Raw genomic sequence first — 19,860 nt, forward strand, 5'->3', positions numbered from 1 at the left:
CAATACGTTATGCCCAAATTAACGGTTCCCGGTAAGGTAACTTTCTATTCTCAGAGCAATATAGTAAAAATGTAGAATACATAAATCGCAATACGTAATGGTATTTTAATGCGATTCATCTCAGACAGGGCGTCACAATATGACAAGGAGCTTAAATGTCGCTGAGCCATCTACTTGCGCATGTGCGCCCTAAGCTGGAAGCGCTTAACGCAGCCGCGCAGCCGTCCCCTTTTCCGGGCTATATTCTGTTTCTCAGCGCCTCGAATGGCCAGAGCCGCTGCTATACCGCCTATGCCAGCGCCGAGTCTCTGGAAGAGGCCTGGCAGCGCGCCGAGGATGACCTACAGCGCTGGGCGCAACAACAGCCGCATCAGCCCATCTGGCTACGCGCCGATCTGGTCGACAAAATTCAGACGCTGCGCTGGGATGCGCTGCAAGAGAAGCTCGGCAAAACCAAACGGAATTATTTCCGCTTTGGCCTGAGCCTGACGCCCGACTTCCAGCGCCCGATTCTCGAGCAGGAAATTAACGCCAACGCGCTGCTGTACCACGGTGCAGAAGGCGTTGCAACGCCCAATGCCGCCAATCTGGCCCACTATTCTCGCTGGCGCTTTGCCACTGTCTTACGCTGGCCGGAAAAGCCCGATCAGCTAATCTGGCGTTTTACGACCCGCAGCCTGTTCTGCGACGGCGAGCGGGTCTACCCCATCGAGTCAACGGGGCGCAACGCCGGCTATCGCCAACTGTCACACTGGCAGGAAGAGGCGCTCGATCCGATGATCGGCTCCGCAACGGACTACCTGGCGCGTCAGGTCACCCCCTCAGGGCGCTACGATTACGGCTGGTTCCCCTGCTTCGATCGCGCGATTCCAACCTACAATGCCCTGCGCCATGCCAGTTCAACCTACGCACTGCTGGAAGGCTGGGAAGTTACCCAGGCCCCCGCGCAGTTTGCCGCCATTGAACGCGCGCTGAACGATCTCTCCACCGAGCTGATTGCCACCCGCACGCTACCGGACGGCAGCGACGCCGATTTCCTGATCGACACCGGCGGTGAAATTAAACTCGGCGGCAATGCGGTTTGCATCCTCGCGATGGCGAAATATACCCAACTGACCGGCGACGAGCGCTACCTCGCACAAATGCAGCGGCTGGCCAACGGCATCGGCTTTATGCAGAAACCGGAAACCGGCGGCTTTAACCACGTCCTGCACGCGTCGGACCTGTCGCTGAAGGCGGAGCACCGCATCATCTACTATGACGGCGAAGCCGCCTTTGCGCTGATGCGTCTGTACGGGCTCACAAAAGCGCCGCGCTGGCTGGCGATGGTGGAACGCGCCATGGATCACTTTATCGCGCAGAAACACTGGCAGGCTCACGACCACTGGCTAAGCTACTGTGTAAACGAGCTCACGCTGTACCGTCCGCTTGAGCGCTACTATCAGTTTGGTCTGGACAACGTGCGCGATCATCTCGACTTCGTCATGCATCGGGTCACCACCTACCCTACGCTGCTTGAGCTGATGATGGCCGCGTCCCGTATGCTGGCCCGTCTGGCGGAGTCAGAACATCGTCATCTGCTCGACGGTTTTGATCTCGACCAGTTCAACCTCGCGCTGGAAACACGGGCGCGCTACCTGGCCAACGGCTTTTTCTGGCCAGAACTGGCCATGTTCTTCAAGAACCCGGCCCGCATCGTGGGCAGCTTTTTCATTCGACATCACAGCTTCCGGGTACGCATCGACGACGTAGAACATTACCTGTCTGGCTATGTCGCTTACCGAAAACACTGGCGTCATCGACATGGCTATACGGCATAAACTCCTGATGATGAGCGTTCGCTGAATGAAGCGCCTGCGGGATCGCGCGCATCCGTTTGTCTGGAAACGATGGTTCTCATTGTTTCTGGCACTGCTGCTGTTTGTGCCTCCGGAGCTGGGCGCGGGCTGGGATTTCAATACCATCAATCAGCGAACTCAGCGCCTGTATGGCCCGGCGACGCCTGCCGCACAGCGTAATATTGACGCCTGGGAGGCGTTGCTAAAACAACCGACGCAGGGCAATATTCAGGCCACGCTGAACCGCGTAAACCAGTTTTTTAATTCGCGGATCCGTTTCGTCGATGATATGACGGTGTGGGGGCAAGAAGATTATTGGGCAACGCCGGTAGAGGCGCTGCGTAAAGGTGCGGGAGACTGTGAAGATTACGCGCTGGCGAAGTATTTCACCCTACGTGAATTAGGCGTTCCGGCCAGCCAGCTGCGCATTACCTATGTTAAAGCCTTACAATTAAATCAGGCACATATGGTTGTCACCTGGTATTCGACGCCGGATGCAATTCCGCTGGTCCTCGATAACCTTAAGCCCGCCATCTTACCCGCTACCGCCCGCAGCGATCTGCTCCCCGTGTATTCCTTTAACGGGGAAGGCTTATGGATCCCACAGGCCAGCGGCAGCAAGCGCGTGGGCGACAGCAAAAGGCTCTCTCGTTGGCAGGATCTTCTCACCAGGATGCGTGCAGAAGGATTTGTAATTAATGAATAGGAAGCGGTCATGTCCCTTTATAAACAGCTACTGATTGGCATCTGCCTGTTTACGCTGACGATCTTCTGCGGGAATTTTTTCGCCACGCTGGAAAGCTCGCGCGAACAGTACCATAACCAGCTGAGCGCCCATGCCCAGGACGCCGCCACAGCGCTCGGCCTGTCGCTGACCGCACACATCGACGATCCCGTCATGACGGAACTGATGGTGAACTCAATTTTTGACAGTGGCTACTTCTACCGCATTCAGGTCGTCGATATCAAAACCGGCCACCCGATTATCGAACGCCAGAACATTCCGCCCAGCGCTAACGTGCCGGGCTGGTTTGTCCGGATGGTGCACCTGAACCCCGGCCAGGGGGAAGCCATCGTCATGCGCGGCTGGACGCAGGCCGCGCGCGTGGAGGTGGTTAGCCACCCGATGTTTGCCCTTTCACGCCTGTGGAGCAGCCTCGTTGCCAGCTTCCTGTGGCTGACCGGCTGTAGCGTGCTGTGTATTCTGGGCGCCACGTTCCTGCTGCGCAACCGCCTGCGCCCGCTGAACTACATCGTTGAACAGGCCACCGCCATCAGCCGTCGCGAGTTCCTGAGCCTGCCCGCGCTGCCAAAAACGCCGGAACTGCGCCGGGTTGTAGAAGCCACAAACATGATGGTCACGCAGCTCAAAGCACTGTTCAGCGAACAGGCTAAACGGACCGAGTCTCTGCGTCAGGAAGCCTATAACGACAGCCTCACTGGCCTGAACAACCGCCGCGCCTTTGACATTAAATTCCAGACCCGCCTGAGCGATGAAGATCACGCCGACGGCAACCTGATCCTGCTGCGCGTCCAGGATCTGATGGGCCTCAACCAGCGTCTTGGCGGCGCCAACACCGACACCCTGCTTAAAGCGGTGGCCGATATTCTTAACAACCTCCAGCAGCGCTTCTTCCACGCAGAAGGCTTCGTCGCCCGCGTGCGCGGCGGTGAGTTTGCTATCATCACCGCGCCGGTGCTGCCGACGGAAATGGAGAGCTTCGCCAGCGCCCTCAGCACACAGCTAAAATCACTGAACGAAACCGGCCTGAGCGACGTCACCCCGGTGGCGCACTTTGCCCAAGTCGCTTTCCACTATGGCGATACCCCACAACATCTGCTGCGTCAGGCGGATCAAATCCTGGTGGCGGCAGAAGCCGACATGCGCACGTTCGTCGATGCTAACGCCAACGCACAGCAGGTGACCGACGAAGATCACCACCACTGGCATCAGCGTCTGACGGACATTCTGGACAGAGAAGCCTTCGAGCTGTACTCGCAGCCGGTTTACGAATGCAATACTAAACACATTGTTTTACATAGAAAAATACTGGCTCGTATTAAAACCGCCGACGGCGAAATCATCCCAGCAGGCCGCTTTATTCCCTGGGTTCGCCGCCTGTCGCTCGGCCGTCGCATGGACGTCGTCATGCTCAAACAGACGCTGCGCGCCATGGAAAGCACCAGCCATGCCTTTGCGCTTAGCATCAGCGGTGAAAGCGTTGCCGACGATGACAGCCTGAACGCGCTGCTCCAACCGCTCAAAGCCGCACGCCATCTGGCGTCGCGCCTGACGCTTGAGCTGGACGAGAACGAACTTCCGGAACCAGACCGCGTAAACCTGCTGGTGAAAAAACTACAAGAACTGGGCTGTGGCCTGGGGCTCCAGCACTTCGGCGGCCGCTTCCACCTGATTGGCAACCTGCCGCAGTGGGGGCTTGCCTGGATTAAAGTCGACGGCGGCTATATCCATCAAATCAATAAAGAAGAAGACAAAAAGCTCTTTATCGAGGCCATTTACTGGGCAACGCGACAGATTAATTTACCCCTTATCGCCGAGCGGGTTGAAACCGAAGGCGAACTGGCAGTGCTGGAAAAAATTGGCCTCTACGGCGCTATGGGCCGCTATTTTAGCGATGCCAGCACCCTATAATCATTTTCAGGAGAACGGCCATGCATTTTATTGAACGCGATGGTGAAGGACGGATCGTCAGGGTTGAAGCCGTGGAGTTTAGCGGGATGACCGAAAAAAGTGCGGAGACCACGGCAGAAATTAACGAGTGGCTTAAGGTTGAAGGTCTCCGTGCAGCCACGCTCCAGCGCCTTCAGCAGAGCGACCTGGATATGGTCCGCGTACTGGAAGACTTGATTGAAGTACTGATGAGCAAAGGTATCATTAGCATCACCGACCTGCCGCCAGCAGCACAAAGCAAGCTGTTGAACCGTGCTCAGGCGCGTCAGGCACTGAGCGGGCTGGAAGGACTGATCGGCGATGACGATGAAAGATTGATTTAAACGCTCAAGAAAACTGATTATTTAAGGCATGTTAATACTGTGCCTTAAATATAATTAGCGTTCTAAGTATTAATATTAACCCACCTATATTAGGTGGGTTTTTATCGTTCCATCGCATTAAAACGACATTAAAATCAAAGAATAAATTCTCAATTTGTTATAGGGTATCGTTAATTGGTGAACTCACACTAAATACAGGTATATTCCCGAAAAGGAATTATCAGTATTATTAATCAATACAGCTGATTGTCACTCTGAATATCAGAGATAAAGACCCTATCTAATACATACTCCAGCGGCAATGGAAAAGCCGGTACAAGATAAATGGGAGAGCCAGATGAACGGTATAGCCGGGACAATTAAAGCGATCATCGGTCAGGTTTTCGCTATTTCACCAGATGGAAGCCGTCGCCTGCTTGTAGAAGGCGATAAAATTCTCACCGGAGAGCAAATTGAAACCGGCGCAAACGGTGCCGTCACGCTCACCCTCCCAAACGGAAAACACCTCGATCTCGGCCGCGATAGCCACTGGGACGGCAGCCACAGCCTTGCCGCTACCCCGCAGGCTACGGACCAGACCGACATTGCCGCGATCCAGCAGGCAATTGCCGACGGCCAGGACCCGACACAAACGCTTGAGGCCACGGCAGCAGGTCCACAAACAACTACCGGCAGCGGCGAGCCCGGCGCCGGCGGCGCCCATACGCATGTCATTCTGGACCTCACCGGCGAGCGCGTCGATCCCTCAGCCGGATACCCTACCGAGGGGCTCGACTTCCCGAATACCCCCATTGAAGAAGAACTGACGGTTCTTGATCGGAGCGAAAACGCAGCCGAGCGGGATGATACCGACGCGGATGCGGACGCTGATGCGGATGCCGACGCAGACGCCGATGCGGATGCAGACGCTGATGCCGATGCAGACGCTGATGCCGATGCGGATGCGGATGCGGATGCTGATGCTGATGCGGATGCAGACGCCGATGCTGATGCCGACGCAGATTCGGACGCGGACGCCGATGCGGATGCTGATGCCGACGCAGACGCTGATGCAGACGCCGATGCTGATGCCGATGCAGACGCTGATGCGGATGCCGACGCCGATGCTGATGCCGACGCAGATTCGGACGCCGATGCCGATGCCGACGCAGATTCGGACGCGGACGCGGACGCGGACGCCGATGCCGATGCCGATGCGGATGCTGATGCTGATGCGGATGCAGACGCCGATGCTGATGCCGACGCAGATTCGGACGCCGATGCCGATGCCGACGCAGATTCGGACGCGGACGCCGATGCCGATGCGGATGCTGATGCTGATGCTGATGCTGATGCGGATGCAGACGCCGATGCTGATGCCGACGCAGATTCGGACGCCGATGCCGATGCCGACGCAGACGCTGATGCAGACGCCGATGCCGATGCGGATGCAGACACCGACGCTGATGCCGATGCGGACGCTGATGCAGACGCGGATGCCGACGCAGACGCGGACGCTGATGCAGATGCGGACGCGGATGCCGATGCGGATGCCGACGCGGATGCGGATGCCGACGCGGATGCGGATGCCGACGCGGATGCGGATGCCGACGCGGATGCCGACGCAGATGCCGACGCTGATGCAGATGCCGACGCGGATGCGGATGCCGACGCGGATGCAGATGCAGACGCTGATGCTGACGCCGATGCGGACGCTGATGCAGATGCCGATGCCGACGCGGACGCCGATGCCGATGCGGATGCAGACACCGACGCTGATGCCGATGCGGACGCTGATGCAGACGCGGATGCCGACGCAGACGCGGATGCGGACGCTGATGCAGATGCGGATGCGGACGCGGATGCCGATGCGGATGCCGACGCGGATGCGGATGCCGACGCGGATGCGGATGCGGATGCCGACGCGGATGCCGACGCTGATGCCGACGCTGATGCAGATGCCGACGCGGATGCGGATGCCGACGCTGATGCTGACGCCGATGCGGACGCTGATGCAGATGCCGATGCCGACGCGGACGCCGATGCCGATGCGGATGCAGACACCGACGCAGATGCAGATGCCGACGCAGACGCCGATGCGGACGCAGACGCAGACGCTGATGCTGATGCGGACGCTGATGCCGACGCAGACGCGGATGCCGACGCAGACGCTGATGCCGACGCAGACGCGGATGCGGACGCGGACGCGGACGCGGATGCCGATGCCGATGCGGATGCGGATGCCGACGCAGACGCTGATGCGGACGCCGACGCGGACGCTGATGCCGATGCGGACGCCGACGCGGATGCGGACGCGGATGCCGATGCCGACGCAGACGCTGATGCGGACGCCGACGCGGATGCGGATGCCGACACGGATGCTGACGCCGATGCGGACGCTGATGCAGATGCCGATGCCGACGCGGACGCCGATGCCGATGCGGATGCAGACACCGACGCTGATGCCGATGCGGACGCTGATGCAGACGCGGATGCGGACGCGGATGCGGACGCGGATGCCGATGCGGATGCCGACGCAGACGCTGATGCGGACGCCGACGCGGATGCAGATGCTGACGCCGACGCAGACGCGGATGCGGACGCCGACGCAGACGCCGATGCAGACGCCGATGCCGACGCAGATGCAGATGCCGACGCAGACGCCGATGCGGACGCAGACGCAGACGCAGACGCTGATGCTGATGCGGACGCTGATGCCGACGCAGACGCGGATGCCGACGCAGACGCTGATGCCGACGCAGACGCGGATGCGGACGCGGACGCGGATGCCGATGCCGATGCGGATGCGGATGCCGACGCAGACGCTGATGCGGACGCCGACGCGGACGCTGATGCAGATGCGGACGCCGACGCGGATGCGGACGCGGATGCCGATGCCGACGCAGACGCTGATGCGGACGCCGACGCGGATGCGGATGCCGACACGGATGCTGACGCCGATGCGGACGCTGATGCAGATGCCGATGCCGACGCGGACGCCGATGCCGATGCGGATGCAGACACCGACGCTGATGCCGATGCGGACGCTGATGCAGACGCGGATGCGGACGCGGATGCGGACGCGGATGCGGACGCGGATGCCGATGCGGATGCCGACGCAGACGCTGATGCGGACGCCGACGCGGATGCAGATGCTGACGCCGACGCAGACGCGGATGCGGACGCCGATGCCGACGCAGACGCCGATGCAGACGCCGATGCAGACGCCGATGCCGACGCAGATGCCGACGCAGACGCCGATGCGGACGCAGACGCAGACGCTGATGCTGATGCGGACGCTGATGCCGACGCAGACGCGGATGCCGACGCAGACGCTGATGCCGACGCAGACGCGGATGCCGACGCAGATGCGGACGCGGACGCGGATGCCGATGCCGATGCGGATGCGGATGCCGACGCAGACGCTGATGCGGACGCCGACGCGGACGCTGATGCAGATGCGGACGCCGACGCGGATGCGGACGCGGATGCCGACGCAGACGCTGATGCGGACGCCGACGCGGATGCGGATGCCGACACGGATGCGGATGCGGATGCCGACGCGGATGCGGATGCCGACGCGGATGCAGATGCAGATGCTGACGCCGACGCAGACGCGGATGCGGACGCTGATGCTGATGCGGACGCCGATGCCGATGCCGATGCGGACGCCGATGCCGATGCCGATGCCGACGCAGATTCGGACGCGGACGCCGATTCCGACATCACTCTTAAAGTCGACTTCACCGCCTCCGAATCGACTAAAACCACGCAGGTGAACGGCGGCAGCGGTAATCCGAACGGTTTCGATGTCGATAGCAACGGGGTTATCACCGCCGTTGGCTCAAACGTCGTGCTTTGGGTCTCTGCGGGCGATATAGGGAAATACGTTTCCAGTAATATCCCGGCGGAAAATATCCACGTCTACGACCAGGGCAACGCGCAGGGCACGCCGGGCAAAACCGATATCTTTGTGCTGCACGATCAAAGTACCTACACGCAGAGTGACGGCCATAAGCAGCCCATGAATGCCGTCAATGGGAACCGGGAACCCACGTCCAGCGACGCGCACGACTATATCTTCGTTGCGGGGACGTCGAACTGGAGCTCAAGTGCCGGTTCTGCGAACGTCAATAACAGCATTAACTATTACGAAAGCGTCAACGTCACCATCAACGGCAAAACCTATGGCGGCAACAACCGGGTGAGCGAAGTGATCTCGGGTGATGGTAAAGAAGGCCTGGATCCTTCACACCCGGATAGCCACACCTCCTGGGAGTACAAGCTGAGTCTTGATGCCAGCCTTGATGGTGCGGCGAAAGGCGATCACATCACATCCATTAAACTGACCGGCCTGCCGCCGGGCGCCACGTTAAGCTATGACGGCAAAAGCTATACCGTCGACAACACGGGCCAGATTATTATTGATGTAGCCGATGGGAGCGACCTCAAAGCTGATTTGACCTTTACCTCGCAAACGCAGATAAGCGATCTGACGTCGATTAAAGTGGATGTCATCACGAATATCGATAACGGTGAAGGCTCAACGCACACGTCTGGCGATCTTAGCGCCAACGGCGATCATCATGATATCCATCTTACCGGCGGCGAAGAAAACCACGCCGACAGCGAAACGGTAAGCCTGATGAGCATCGAGGACGACGGGCATCACTCGCTCGACGATCGCGTGGATACCCAGGAAACTCACGATGACGTGCAGCAAGAGGCGTTAGCGAATAACGCTGATGACAGCGACAGTACGGCTCACACGCTAGACGAGAGTACAGAAGCCGATAAAGGAACGGCGATAGACCATAGTGAGGATGATAGCTCAGCCGATCGCACCGCTGACGCCAGCCTGGCCGAGACCGCAGATGAACACACATCGGCGGATCAGGACGGCGCCATCCTGCTGGTAGATCATGATAACCTTGATTTGAGCAGCGTAGAGCAGAACGCACCGCTTGAGCAAAGCGCTGACGAAAGCCCGGAAACATCGCTCAACATGCTGCTCGGCGATATCGATAGCCAGTTGAACGCTACCGATACCGCGCAGGCAGAGGAGACACAGGCGGCGACATCCGCACAGTCCGAGACTGACGAGCCGAATCACGAGAACGTAATCGATCTCAGCGACATTATTCATGATGATGACGCCAAAGATCTTAGCGCACTCATTCAGGTGACGGGGCCATCGGGCAGTGAGCCAGCGGCAGGACATGTTCAGGACGTACCGGCTGAAAGCTCGGGTAGCGGTAGTGGAGAGACCTGGAACGCGCATGATATTGCCGAACTGGATCATCTTATCGCACCGCCGGATACAGACGCATAATACGAAAGGGCCAGCACTTGCTGGCCCTTTTTTTACAGATAGGCACTAACACATAACGCCACTTATTATATCCGCTATCCCGCGGATGCCGAGAGCTGACCTGACTATGGGTAAAAGAGAATAACGTCAGAAAGATATGACTATTAACTCCCCTAACGGCTATCGTCGCTAATACATTTTACGGACGCAGGAAATATCGCACTAAAATATCAACCACTTATAAAAAATCACCATCAAAATAAATAATAAGCTATTAATTTCAATCATATACAACAAAAAACATCGCCACTGCTTTATCTCGATATACAAATCACCAGAACTCAATTTCTTTACAGAAAATTATTACTAAAACGACATTAAAATCAAAGAAAGTTTTTTTTCTGCACATTACGTTATAACCCTAACCAGACTTTTATTTACCAGGCCTTATGTGTATAGGCTCTGGAATACTATCAACACCCACACAAATGTATTAGTGACTTTGTCTGGTGTTGACGGTGCAGTCATAGAGCTATGTCGTGCAAAAAACTCTATGCGCCATGAGCAAACGGAAGTGTTCAAGTCAGATACAAGGAGTTCGTTATGGCGGATAACGCCGACGGCCCGGAATCGGCGCTCACCGAACTGTCTGACGGGCTCGGGGATGAAAGCGCCATGATGGCGATGGTCGACACGCATCCTGATATCGACGATAACGATCTCCATGAGCAAAACATCACAGCCAATGCCACGGATAATACGGCGCGGGATACCTCAGAGGATGCTGCTGGCCCGCAGGATACTGCGGCAGAAAATATTGATAACCCCTTAGTCGAAGGCGGCACGCTTGCCCTCGACAGCGTCGACGATGAACAATACGCCGTCATTGTTGGCGAAAATAGTCATGCAGGGGAAGACCCCCTCGATACGCTGTTGGAAGATATCGATAGCGGGACGCATCATGAAACGGAAATAGCCAATGAGGAAAGTAGCCTGAATAACGATGACGCTGAAGGAGAATCTAAAGCCACCATTATTAGTCAGGATGAACCTTTGTCATTCAGTGATATCATTAGCGACGATCAAAATAAGGATCTCTCCAGCCTCATTCAAACCACGGAGAATCCAGCAATAAACGACGTACAGCATAGCGTTATACCGGTTCCGGCAGAGGGCGGCGGCGCGGAAGGCGGACAAAACTGGGCTCCCAATGAAAGCGCTCAGTTAGACGATCTCATCGCTAAATCAGAGATCGAGCCCTGAAATATCACGCCATGAGGCGATCGTTGCACTCATGGCGTCTTCATCGATTTTACGTTTTGTCTAATGACATTGCCTCTGGCGGATGACCACGAGCCAGGGAAATGAAGGAAAGAAAAGGACGACATTATGAATAAACATATTCGGGTATTAGCGGGCATCTCTCTGCCATTATTGTTTGCTAACGGCGTGAGCGCGGCAACGCTTGAACAAGCGGTCAAAGACAGCCTGCTGTGGCATCCGCAGGTGAGTGCGCCGGTTAACAGCCGCTATTCGGCCGATCAGGATCTACGGGCGGCAAAGGGCGGCTACCTGCCGACGTTGGACATGTCTGCCGGTACCGGCTGGGAACAGACCGACAATGCGTCAACGCGTGCGGCTGACGACCACCGTCGTAACCTGCACCGCAGCGAGTCGAGCATCAATCTGCGCCAGAACGTGTTCAACGGTTTTGCCACCTCAAGCGAAGTGGCTCGCCAGAGGGCTACCGTCAACTCGCGCGCGTTCTCGGTCATGAACACCAGCGAAGTGACCGCGCTGGATGCTATCCAAAGCTATCTTGACGTACTGATGCGCCAGAAGATGGTGCAGTTGGCGCAGGATAACCTGAAAAGCCACGAGCGTATTTTCGATCAGATTCGTTTACGCACCGAGCAAGGCGTAGGCCGTACCGCCGACTATGAACAGGCGCAGGCGCGTCTGGCGCAGGCGAAAAACAACCTGCTGACAGAGCAAACTAACCTGCAAGATGCGCAGGCTAACTACTACAGCGTCGTCGGCAAAGAAGCCAGCGGGCTGTCGATGCCGATGGCAACCAAACTGCCGGGATCGCAGGCCGAAGCGCGTAAGCAGATGCTGGAAAACAGCCCGCTGCTGAAGCAGGCGGACTCAGACGTTGAGGCCACTCGCCAGCAGTACGAAGCGGCCAAATCCCGCTTCTACCCGAGCGTAGATATCGACGTGGGGCGCCGCATGGATAACAACACTGACGGTACCCGCGGCCACGATCAGGAGTGGCAGGCGATGGTGCGTATGAATTACAACCTGTTTAACGGCGGCAGCGATAAAGCTCAGCTGTCATCTTACGCGTATAAAATGCAGGAAGCGCAGGACGTGAAGCGTAACGCCCTCCGCCAGTTGGATGAAGAGCTGCGTTTGTCGTGGAACGCCTGGCAGAACGCCAAACAGCAGGTACCGATCGCCAAAGATTATGCCGATCGCAGCGCCGTGGTGCGCACCGCCTACCAGGAACAGTTCAGCATCGGCGAGCGTAGCCTGCTGGATATGCTGGACAGCGAAAACGAAGTATTTAACGCCCAGCGCCGCTATGTCGAGATGCAGTTTACGGAGATGTTCACCACCTACCGCATCAACGCACGCATCGGCGATCTGTTAAAACAGCTGAATATTCAGGCACCGTCTGCCGCGCAGCCGGTCGAGGTACAGCAAACCGCACACAGCAACTTACCTGACCTGAAGTAACAGATTTTGGGCCTACGGGCTATCTCATCACAAGATGAGATAGCCCCTTATATTCTTTAGCCTTAGCGATTTTTCGCTGGTATATAAGGTCTGACTATGGCGTCTTATACTGATCCACTTGAGCAAGCAACTCCTTCCACTGATGACACCATCAGACTCGACCCGCGCCAAAACCATGACGATCCCCTGCTCGATTCGCTGATGATTGTCTGCAAACTGCATAACGTCATCACTAGCCGCAACGTGCTAACCAGCGGGTTACCTCTGGAAGCGCACCGGCTCACCTTAAGCGCATTTCCGCGTGCCGCGCAGCGAGCGGGGCTAAAAGCGCGCGTGCTACAGCGGCCGCTGGAGAACATCACCGCCCTCTCGCTGCCGGCCATCGTGCTGCTGAAAAATGAGCAGGCGGCGGTGCTGATCGGCTGGGATGAACAAAACCGGGCGCGGCTGCTGTCCACCGAAACGGAAGGCGGTGAAATCCTGCTGGCGCGTGAAGCGCTGGCGGAAAACTACAGCGGCAAAACCATTTTTATTCAGCCGGGGCATGAGTTCGACCGCCAGCCAACGGCAACCATCCCTCGCACGCGGTCGTGGTTTAAAGACACGTTAAAACTGTCGAAATTCCTCTATCTTGATTCTATCGTTGCCAGTTTTATCATCAACGTGATCGCGATAGCTACACCGCTTTTCGTGATGAACGTCTACGACCGCGTGGTGCCCAATCAGGCCACCGCCACCCTCTGGGTGCTGGCGATCGGTATCTCAATTGCGTTCATCTTTGACCTTATCCTGAAGATATTACGCGGCATCTGCCTCGATCTGGCCGGGAAAAAGACCGATCTTATCGTCTCAGCGGCGCTGTTTGAACGCCTGCTTGGGATGAAAATGAAAGAACGCCCCCAGCGGGTCGGTGGCTTTACGCAGCACTTCCAGGAGTATCAGTCGGTTCGTGATTTTCTCTCCTCGCTGACCCTGACGGCGCTGATCGACTTCCCATTTACCTTACTGATTTTTCTGGTGATCGGCATTATTGGCGGCCCGCTCGCCCTGGTACCGCTGCTCTGCTACCCGATTGCACTACTGGTTAACTGGATGATTCAGCGCCCGCTGCTGACGCAGGTGCAGAAAACCTACCGCCTCTCTACCGAACGCCAGGCCATGCTGGTTGAAACCATTACCGGGCTGGATGCCATCAAGGTCAACAACGCGCAAAGCGAGCGCCAGTATCAGTGGGAACAGATCATCGGCCAGCTCAGTAAGCTTGAGCTGCGGGTAAAATCACTGTCCTACGTGGCGGTCAACTTTACCGCCTGGATCCAGCAAATCAGCGGCGTTACGCTGATTGTCGCCGGGGTGTACAGCATTATCGCCGGTAACCTCAGCATGGGCGGCCTGATTGCCTGCTACCTGCTCAACCGCCGCGCGATGATGCCGATCGGCCACCTCTGCGGCCTGATTACCCGCTACCAGCGCGCCAAAATGACCAAAGCCACCATCGATAAGATGATGGATCTTGAGCAGGAAGTGCAGGAAGACGAAGTGCCGCTGAAGCGCGAAACGCTCTCCGGCGCCATCGAATTCCGCGACGTCAGCTTCCGCTACCCGCAAAACCAGTACCTGTCGCTGAACGGTATTTCGTTAAAAATCGAGCCCGGGGAAAAGGTCGGGATCATCGGCCGCAGCGGTTCCGGAAAAAGTTCGCTGGCGAAGCTGCTGGTAGGTTTCTACCAGCCGGACGGCGGCACCATCCTGATCGACGGTATCGACGCCCGTCAGCTCGACGTTAACGATGTGCGCCACAACGTGGGCTATGCGCCGCAGGACATTCATCTGTTCAGCGGCACGCTGCGCGACAACTTGCTCAGCGGCGCCAGCTACGTGGACGAAGAAACCATGCTGCGCGCGGCCACGCTGGCGGGTGTGCACGAATTCGCCCGCCGCCATCCTTCAGGCTACAACATGCAGGTCGGCGAGCGCGGGATGAACCTCTCAGGCGGCCAACGCCAGGCCGTGACCCTGGCGCGCGCGCTGCTGCTCGACCCGCCGGTGCTGCTGATGGATGAGCCGACCAGTTCGATGGATAACACCAGTGAAGACCTGATCAAGAAGGCGCTGACGCCGGTGGTCCGCAATAAAACGCTGCTGCTGGTTACCCACCGCGCCTCGCTGCTGACGCTGGTTGACCGTCTGATCATCCTCGATAACGGCAAAATTATCGCCGATGGTCCGAAAGAAAGCGTGATGAACGCACTGAAGAAAGGACAAATTCATGCGCAACGCTAACCGACTTAACCGCCTGATGAAGTGGCTTTTTGGCGACAAAAATACCGCAACGCTCACCGCCAACGAGGTGAATAAAGCACTGCTCGACGATTCCCCGCGCGTGGTGCGTATCACCCTGTGGGCAATTCTCGGCTTCTTTATCGTCATGATTACCTGGGCGTCGCTGGCCGACATTGATGAAGTGACGCGCGGCGACGGCAAGGCAATTCCCTCTTCTCGTCTGCAAAAAATCCAGAACCTGGAGGGCGGGATTGTCGCCGAGGTGTTCGTTCATGAAGGGGAAGTGGTACAGGCCGGCGCGCCGCTGCTGCGCCTGGATGACACCCGTTTTCGCTCCAACGCGGGCGAATCGGAGGCCGACCGCCTGGCGCTGGAGGCGCGTATTCAGCGCCTGACCGCGCAGCTGGATAATAAAGAAACCCTGACCCTATCGCCGGATATTCTCGAAAAATCGCCGGATATAGCTAACGGGGAAATGGAGTTGTTCGCCAGCGTCAACAAGCGCATTCAGAGCGAGCTGTCCGGGCTGAACGAGCAATTGGTGCAGAAGAAACAGGAACTGCTGGACTACCAGGCCAAAGGCTCGCAGTACCGCCGCAGTCTGGGCCTGCTGCAGCAGGAAATCAGCATGTCGGAACCGCTGGTCGCCAAGGGCGCGATTTCTAAAGTTGAAGTGCTGCGTCTGCGCCGGTCCGAGGTGGAAACACGCGGCCAGCTTGAGTCCGTCACGCTGGCGGTCCCGAGGGCCGAGGCAGCGATTAAAGAGATTGAGAGCAAAATCGGCGAGACGCGCGGCCGCTATCGCAGCGAAGCGCTGTCGCAGCTCAACGAGGCGCGTACCGATCTCAGTAAAATCGAAGCCTCCGGCAAAGCGATTGAAGACCGGGTCAACCGTACGCTCGTCACCTCACCGGTGCGCGGCATCGTGCAGCAGCTAATGGTTAACACCATTGGCGGCGTAATTCAGCCGGGTAACGATCTGGTGGAAATTGTCCCGCTGGACGATACGCTGCTGGTTGAGGCGAAAATCCGCCCGCAGGACATCGCGTTTCTGCGCCCGGGTCAGGAAGCCATCGTAAAATTCACCGCCTACGACTACACCATCTACGGCGGCCTGAAGGCCAGGCTGGAACAAATCAGCCCCGATACGGTGACCGATAAAGACGGTAAGAGCTTCTATGCCATTCGTCTGCGCACGGACAAAAACCACCTCGGCAGCGACGAAAAGCCGCTGATCATTATTCCGGGGATGGTGGCGTCGGTGGATATCATTACCGGTAAGAAAACCATTCTCGCCTATCTGCTCAAACCGATTCTACGCGCACGGGCCGAAGCGTTTCGCGAACGCTAAGCATAAAAAAACCCGGCACCATAAGTCTGATGCGGGTCAGTTAAGGCGTTGAAGTCAGGAGCAGGCACGGTAGGCCGGATGGCGCTTTGCTTATCCGGCCTACAAATTTGCATTACGCCATCAGGCGCCGTACCTGAGGGCGTAATGCCTTAGTCTGCCTACTCGTTAATCTTCGGATGCTGCATTACCAGCTGCGAGCGTTTCTCCTGCAGCGCGGCAATCTCAGCATCAATGTCTTCAATTTTATGCTCAATGTGGTCGTGATGTTCCTGAAGAATCTCACGCGCTTCCTGAATGTCCGAAGCCGCAGGCGTCGCGCCCTTCAGCGGACGGTTGGCGGTTTCTTTCATCATCACGCCGGTAATCAAACCGATCACCGCGATGATCATCAGATAATACGCCGGCATCATCAGGTTCTGCGACGACTCCACCAGCCATGCCGCCAGCGTTGGCGTCAGACCGGCAACCAGCACGGAGATATTAAAGGCGCTGGCCAGCGCGCTGTAGCGGATGTGGGTCGGGAACATCGCCGGCAGCGAGGACGCCATCACCCCGGTAAAGCAGTTAAGGATCACGGCCAGCACCAGCAGACCGGTGAAAATCAGGCCGATGGAGTTGCTGTTAATCAGCGTAAAGGCCGGAATAGCGAACACCAACAGCGCGATACTGCCCACCACGACGAACGGACGACGGCCAAAACGGTCGCTCAGCAGCCCCATTACCGGCTGCACGAACAGCATACCGATCATAATGGCGATGATAATCAGCACCCCGTGGTCTTCCGAGTAGTGCAGGTTATGCGACAGGTAGCTCGGCATATAGGTCAGCAGCATGTAGTAGGTGACGTTGGTTGAGATAACCAGGCCGATACAGGCCAGCAGGCTGCGCCAGTGTTTGGTGGCAATCTCTTTAAACGACACTTTCGGCCCATCCTGCAGACCCTGACGATCGCCCTGTTCCAGCTTGTCCACGTGCTGCTGAAACGCTGGCGTCTCTTCCAGCGCATGGCGCAGATAGAGGCCAATGATACCCAGCGGCAGCGCGACGAAGAACGGAATACGCCAGCCCCATTCAAGGAAGTTCGCTTCGCCGACGGCCGTGGAGAGCAGAACCACCAGCCCAGCACCCAGCACAAAACCGGCAATCGAGCCAAAGTCCAGCCAGCTGCCCATAAAGCCACGCTTACGGTCTGGGGAATATTCGGCCACGAAGATCGACGCCCCGGTATATTCACCGCCCACGGAGAAGCCCTGTGCCATTTTACACAACAGCAGCAGCACCGGCGCCCAAATACCTATCGTCTCATACGACGGAATAAGGCCGATACAGAATGTACTGAGGGACATAATAATGATGGTGATTGACAGAATCTTCTGTCGCCCGTATTTATCCCCGAGCATCCCGAAGAATAGACCGCCCAGCGGACGAATCAGGAACGGCACCGAGAACGTCCCCAGCGCAGCAATCATCTGTACGCTAGGATCGGCGTCCGGGAAGAAGACTTTACCCAGCGCGTAGGCCACAAACCCATAAACACCGAAATCAAACCACTCCATCGCATTGCCCAGCGAGGCGGCGGTGATCGCTTTGCGTAGTTTAGCATCATCGATGATGGTGACGTCACGTAACGTGATCGGTTTTACTTTTTTCCTTCTAAGCATGGTTTTCCTCGTTCAATTTCGCCTTGAACGCACACCCAGTGGCGACAAACAATGCGATTGTTTGCGAAGGTGCGTAAAGGGAACCGTGGAGATTCTGGTTCCACTTATCCAAGCGTAGCAGGTTTGCATGTCTGCGTGAGTCTGGCCGTTGCGGACAATCAAACCTGTTGAGCCTGATGGCGAGTCAGTTAAAAATCGGCCCCTCTAAAATGACCGGCTGAGGGGTAATCCTATTTACCCTAACAGCGATTAATAATGTGATCAACTTAACAAAAGAATAGCACTCACATCGATAGGGGTAATATTTCACTGACATTTGAGCAGCCTTCCGCTGTATCAGACCTCGTCTTTTGACGGTTTTTCCACTCATTTTCCTTCCAAGTATTTCACAACAATTTCACAGCAAATATTAAATTAACCATCACTCATATTTTACTTATGGAATATGTGATCCATTTAACTAAAACACCGTTTTATTTTCATTGAATAGGCATTCCACAAAATGCATTATAGCTTCCGAAACAACGTTATACATGCCAGAAAACGCCGCCTTTCCGCCGCGATTTCAGGGATGATAAACGCACGATGATAGCAACATAACTAATTGATAATATTATACTTAACCTCTTCTGCCTTGAAAAAAGGGTACGAAGCGAGGATGCCTCATGAAAATTAAAGCAACAATGGAACGAATCCCCGGCGGGATGATGCTTATCCCGCTATTGTTAGGCGCCGTATTGAATACCTTTGCGCCAAACACCGGCGAATATTTTGGCTCCTTCACCAAAGGCATGATTGGCGGAACGGTACCTATTCTGGCCGTCTGGTTCTTCTGTATTGGGGCATCCATTGACCTGCGCGCGACCGGCACGGTATTACGCAAATCCGGCACCCTGGTTCTGACCAAAATCGCCGTCGCGTGGGTCGTTGCTATGATTGCGGCGATGTTTATTCCAGATACCGGCATTCAGACCGGCTTCTTCGCGGGTCTCTCCGTACTGGCGATCGTTTCCGCGATGGATATGACCAACGGCGGCCTGTATGCCAGCCTGATGAATCAGTACGGCACGAAAGAAGAGTCCGGTGCGTTTGTTCTGATGTCGCTGGAATCCGGCCCGCTGATGACCATGGTTATCCTCGGCTCCGCAGGTCTGGCCTCCTTCGAACCGCATCACTTTATCGGCGCCGTTCTGCCGTTCCTGATCGGCTTCACGCTGGGTAACCTGGACCACGATCTGCGTACCTTCTTCAGCAAAGCGACGCCGGTACTGATTCCGTTCTTCGGCTTCGCGCTGGGTAACACCATCAACCTGAACGTGATTCTCGACACCGGTCTGCTGGGCATTGTTCTGGGCGTTGCGGTTATCGTCATCACCGGTATTCCGCTGATTATTGCCGACCGTGTTATCGGTGGTGGTAATGGTACTGCAGGCGTCGCGGCCTCTTCCGCCGCCGGTGCCGCCGTCGCCAACCCGGTTATCATCGCGCAGATTAACCCTTCGTTCGCTCCGGTGGCCGCCTCCGCTACCGCGCTGGTTGCCGCAAGCGTCATCGTTACCGCGATTCTGGTGCCGATTATTACCGCGCTCTACGCCAAACGTTATGGCGCACCGCAGTCGGCTGAAAATAAAGCCAAAACCGTACCAGAGTCCGCCCATCACTAATCCGTCCCCTCTCCCC

Annotated in this window: 10 protein-coding genes and 1 pseudogene; 10 read left to right on the top strand and 1 reads right to left on the bottom strand. The window is 56.8% G+C overall.

What is annotated here, in order from left to right; all coding sequences use genetic code 11:
• Window positions 1–155: 155 nt before the first annotated feature.
• From H7R56_RS22515 to H7R56_RS22555, 9 genes and pseudogenes are all read left to right on the top strand, one after another.
• Window positions 156–1,790 (top strand): annotated as a pseudogene (locus H7R56_RS22515) (Mur ligase); the annotation flags it as partial.
• Window positions 1,791–1,845: 55 nt separating this feature from the next.
• On the top strand, window positions 1,846–2,544 hold the full coding sequence (gene lapG, locus H7R56_RS22520; RefSeq protein ID WP_106927367.1) for a cysteine protease LapG: 699 nt from the start codon (window positions 1,846–1,848) through the stop codon (window positions 2,542–2,544).
• Between the two features lie 9 nt (window positions 2,545–2,553).
• On the top strand, window positions 2,554–4,491 hold the full coding sequence (gene lapD, locus H7R56_RS22525) for a cyclic di-GMP receptor LapD (RefSeq protein ID WP_106927365.1): 1,938 nt from the start codon (window positions 2,554–2,556) through the stop codon (window positions 4,489–4,491).
• A gap of 20 nt (window positions 4,492–4,511) precedes the next feature.
• The gene (locus tag H7R56_RS22530; protein WP_106927363.1) at window positions 4,512–4,853 is read left to right on the top strand and encodes a tryptophan synthase subunit beta; all 342 of its coding nucleotides are present in this window, start codon (window positions 4,512–4,514) and stop codon (window positions 4,851–4,853) included.
• A gap of 337 nt (window positions 4,854–5,190) precedes the next feature.
• Window positions 5,191–10,164, top strand: a complete 4,974-nt coding sequence (locus H7R56_RS22535) for a hypothetical protein (RefSeq protein WP_182928425.1) — start codon at window positions 5,191–5,193, stop codon at window positions 10,162–10,164.
• Window positions 10,165–10,746: 582 nt separating this feature from the next.
• Window positions 10,747–11,406 carry a hypothetical protein gene (locus tag H7R56_RS22540; protein ID WP_106928451.1) on the top strand — a complete coding sequence of 220 codons (660 nt, stop codon included), beginning with the start codon at window positions 10,747–10,749 and terminating at the stop codon, window positions 11,404–11,406.
• Window positions 11,407–11,532: 126 nt separating this feature from the next.
• Entirely contained in the window at window positions 11,533–12,885 is a 1,353-nt protein-coding gene (locus tag H7R56_RS22545) for a TolC family outer membrane protein (protein WP_182928426.1), read from the top strand.
• Between the two features lie 96 nt (window positions 12,886–12,981).
• Window positions 12,982–15,168 (top strand): type I secretion system permease/ATPase, encoded by a 2,187-nt coding sequence (locus H7R56_RS22550; RefSeq protein ID WP_106928456.1) that lies wholly within the window; start codon window positions 12,982–12,984, stop codon window positions 15,166–15,168.
• Window positions 15,155–16,519, top strand: coding sequence for an HlyD family type I secretion periplasmic adaptor subunit (locus tag H7R56_RS22555; RefSeq protein ID WP_182928427.1), 1,365 nt, complete (start codon window positions 15,155–15,157; stop codon window positions 16,517–16,519). Before H7R56_RS22550 ends, H7R56_RS22555 begins: the two co-directional genes overlap by 14 nt.
• A 158-nt stretch (window positions 16,520–16,677) precedes the next feature.
• On the opposite strand, the gene proP is transcribed toward H7R56_RS22555, so the two are convergent.
• Complete coding sequence (proP, locus tag H7R56_RS22560; protein ID WP_106928460.1) at window positions 16,678–18,180, bottom strand: glycine betaine/L-proline transporter ProP; 1,503 nt, start codon at window positions 18,178–18,180, stop codon at window positions 16,678–16,680.
• A gap of 665 nt (window positions 18,181–18,845) precedes the next feature.
• On the opposite strand from proP, the gene kdgT reads away from it, so the two are divergent.
• Window positions 18,846–19,844 (top strand): 2-keto-3-deoxygluconate transporter, encoded by a 999-nt coding sequence (gene kdgT / locus H7R56_RS22565; RefSeq protein ID WP_106928462.1) that lies wholly within the window; start codon window positions 18,846–18,848, stop codon window positions 19,842–19,844.
• Window positions 19,845–19,860 lie beyond the last annotated feature (16 nt).

This window comes from Klebsiella sp. WP3-W18-ESBL-02, assembly GCF_014168815.1.
Lineage (GTDB): Bacteria > Pseudomonadota > Gammaproteobacteria > Enterobacterales > Enterobacteriaceae > Kluyvera > Kluyvera ascorbata_B.

What these genes read in the sequence shown, in the direction of transcription:
- H7R56_RS22545 (WP_182928426.1), top strand. Translation starts at nt 11,533, where the DNA reads ATGAATAAACATATTCGGGTATTAGCGGGCATCTCTCTGCCATTATTG.
- lapG (WP_106927367.1), top strand. Translation starts at nt 1,846, where the DNA reads ATGAAGCGCCTGCGGGATCGCGCGCATCCGTTTGTCTGGAAACGATGG.
- H7R56_RS22555 (WP_182928427.1), top strand. Translation starts at nt 15,155, where the DNA reads ATGCGCAACGCTAACCGACTTAACCGCCTGATGAAGTGGCTTTTTGGC.
- H7R56_RS22540 (WP_106928451.1), top strand. Translation starts at nt 10,747, where the DNA reads ATGGCGGATAACGCCGACGGCCCGGAATCGGCGCTCACCGAACTGTCT.
- lapD (WP_106927365.1), top strand. Translation starts at nt 2,554, where the DNA reads ATGTCCCTTTATAAACAGCTACTGATTGGCATCTGCCTGTTTACGCTG.
- H7R56_RS22530 (WP_106927363.1), top strand. Translation starts at nt 4,512, where the DNA reads ATGCATTTTATTGAACGCGATGGTGAAGGACGGATCGTCAGGGTTGAA.
- proP (WP_106928460.1), bottom strand. Translation starts at nt 18,180, where the DNA reads ATGCTTAGAAGGAAAAAAGTAAAACCGATCACGTTACGTGACGTCACC.
- kdgT (WP_106928462.1), top strand. Translation starts at nt 18,846, where the DNA reads ATGAAAATTAAAGCAACAATGGAACGAATCCCCGGCGGGATGATGCTT.
- H7R56_RS22550 (WP_106928456.1), top strand. Translation starts at nt 12,982, where the DNA reads ATGGCGTCTTATACTGATCCACTTGAGCAAGCAACTCCTTCCACTGAT.
- H7R56_RS22535 (WP_182928425.1), top strand. Translation starts at nt 5,191, where the DNA reads ATGAACGGTATAGCCGGGACAATTAAAGCGATCATCGGTCAGGTTTTC.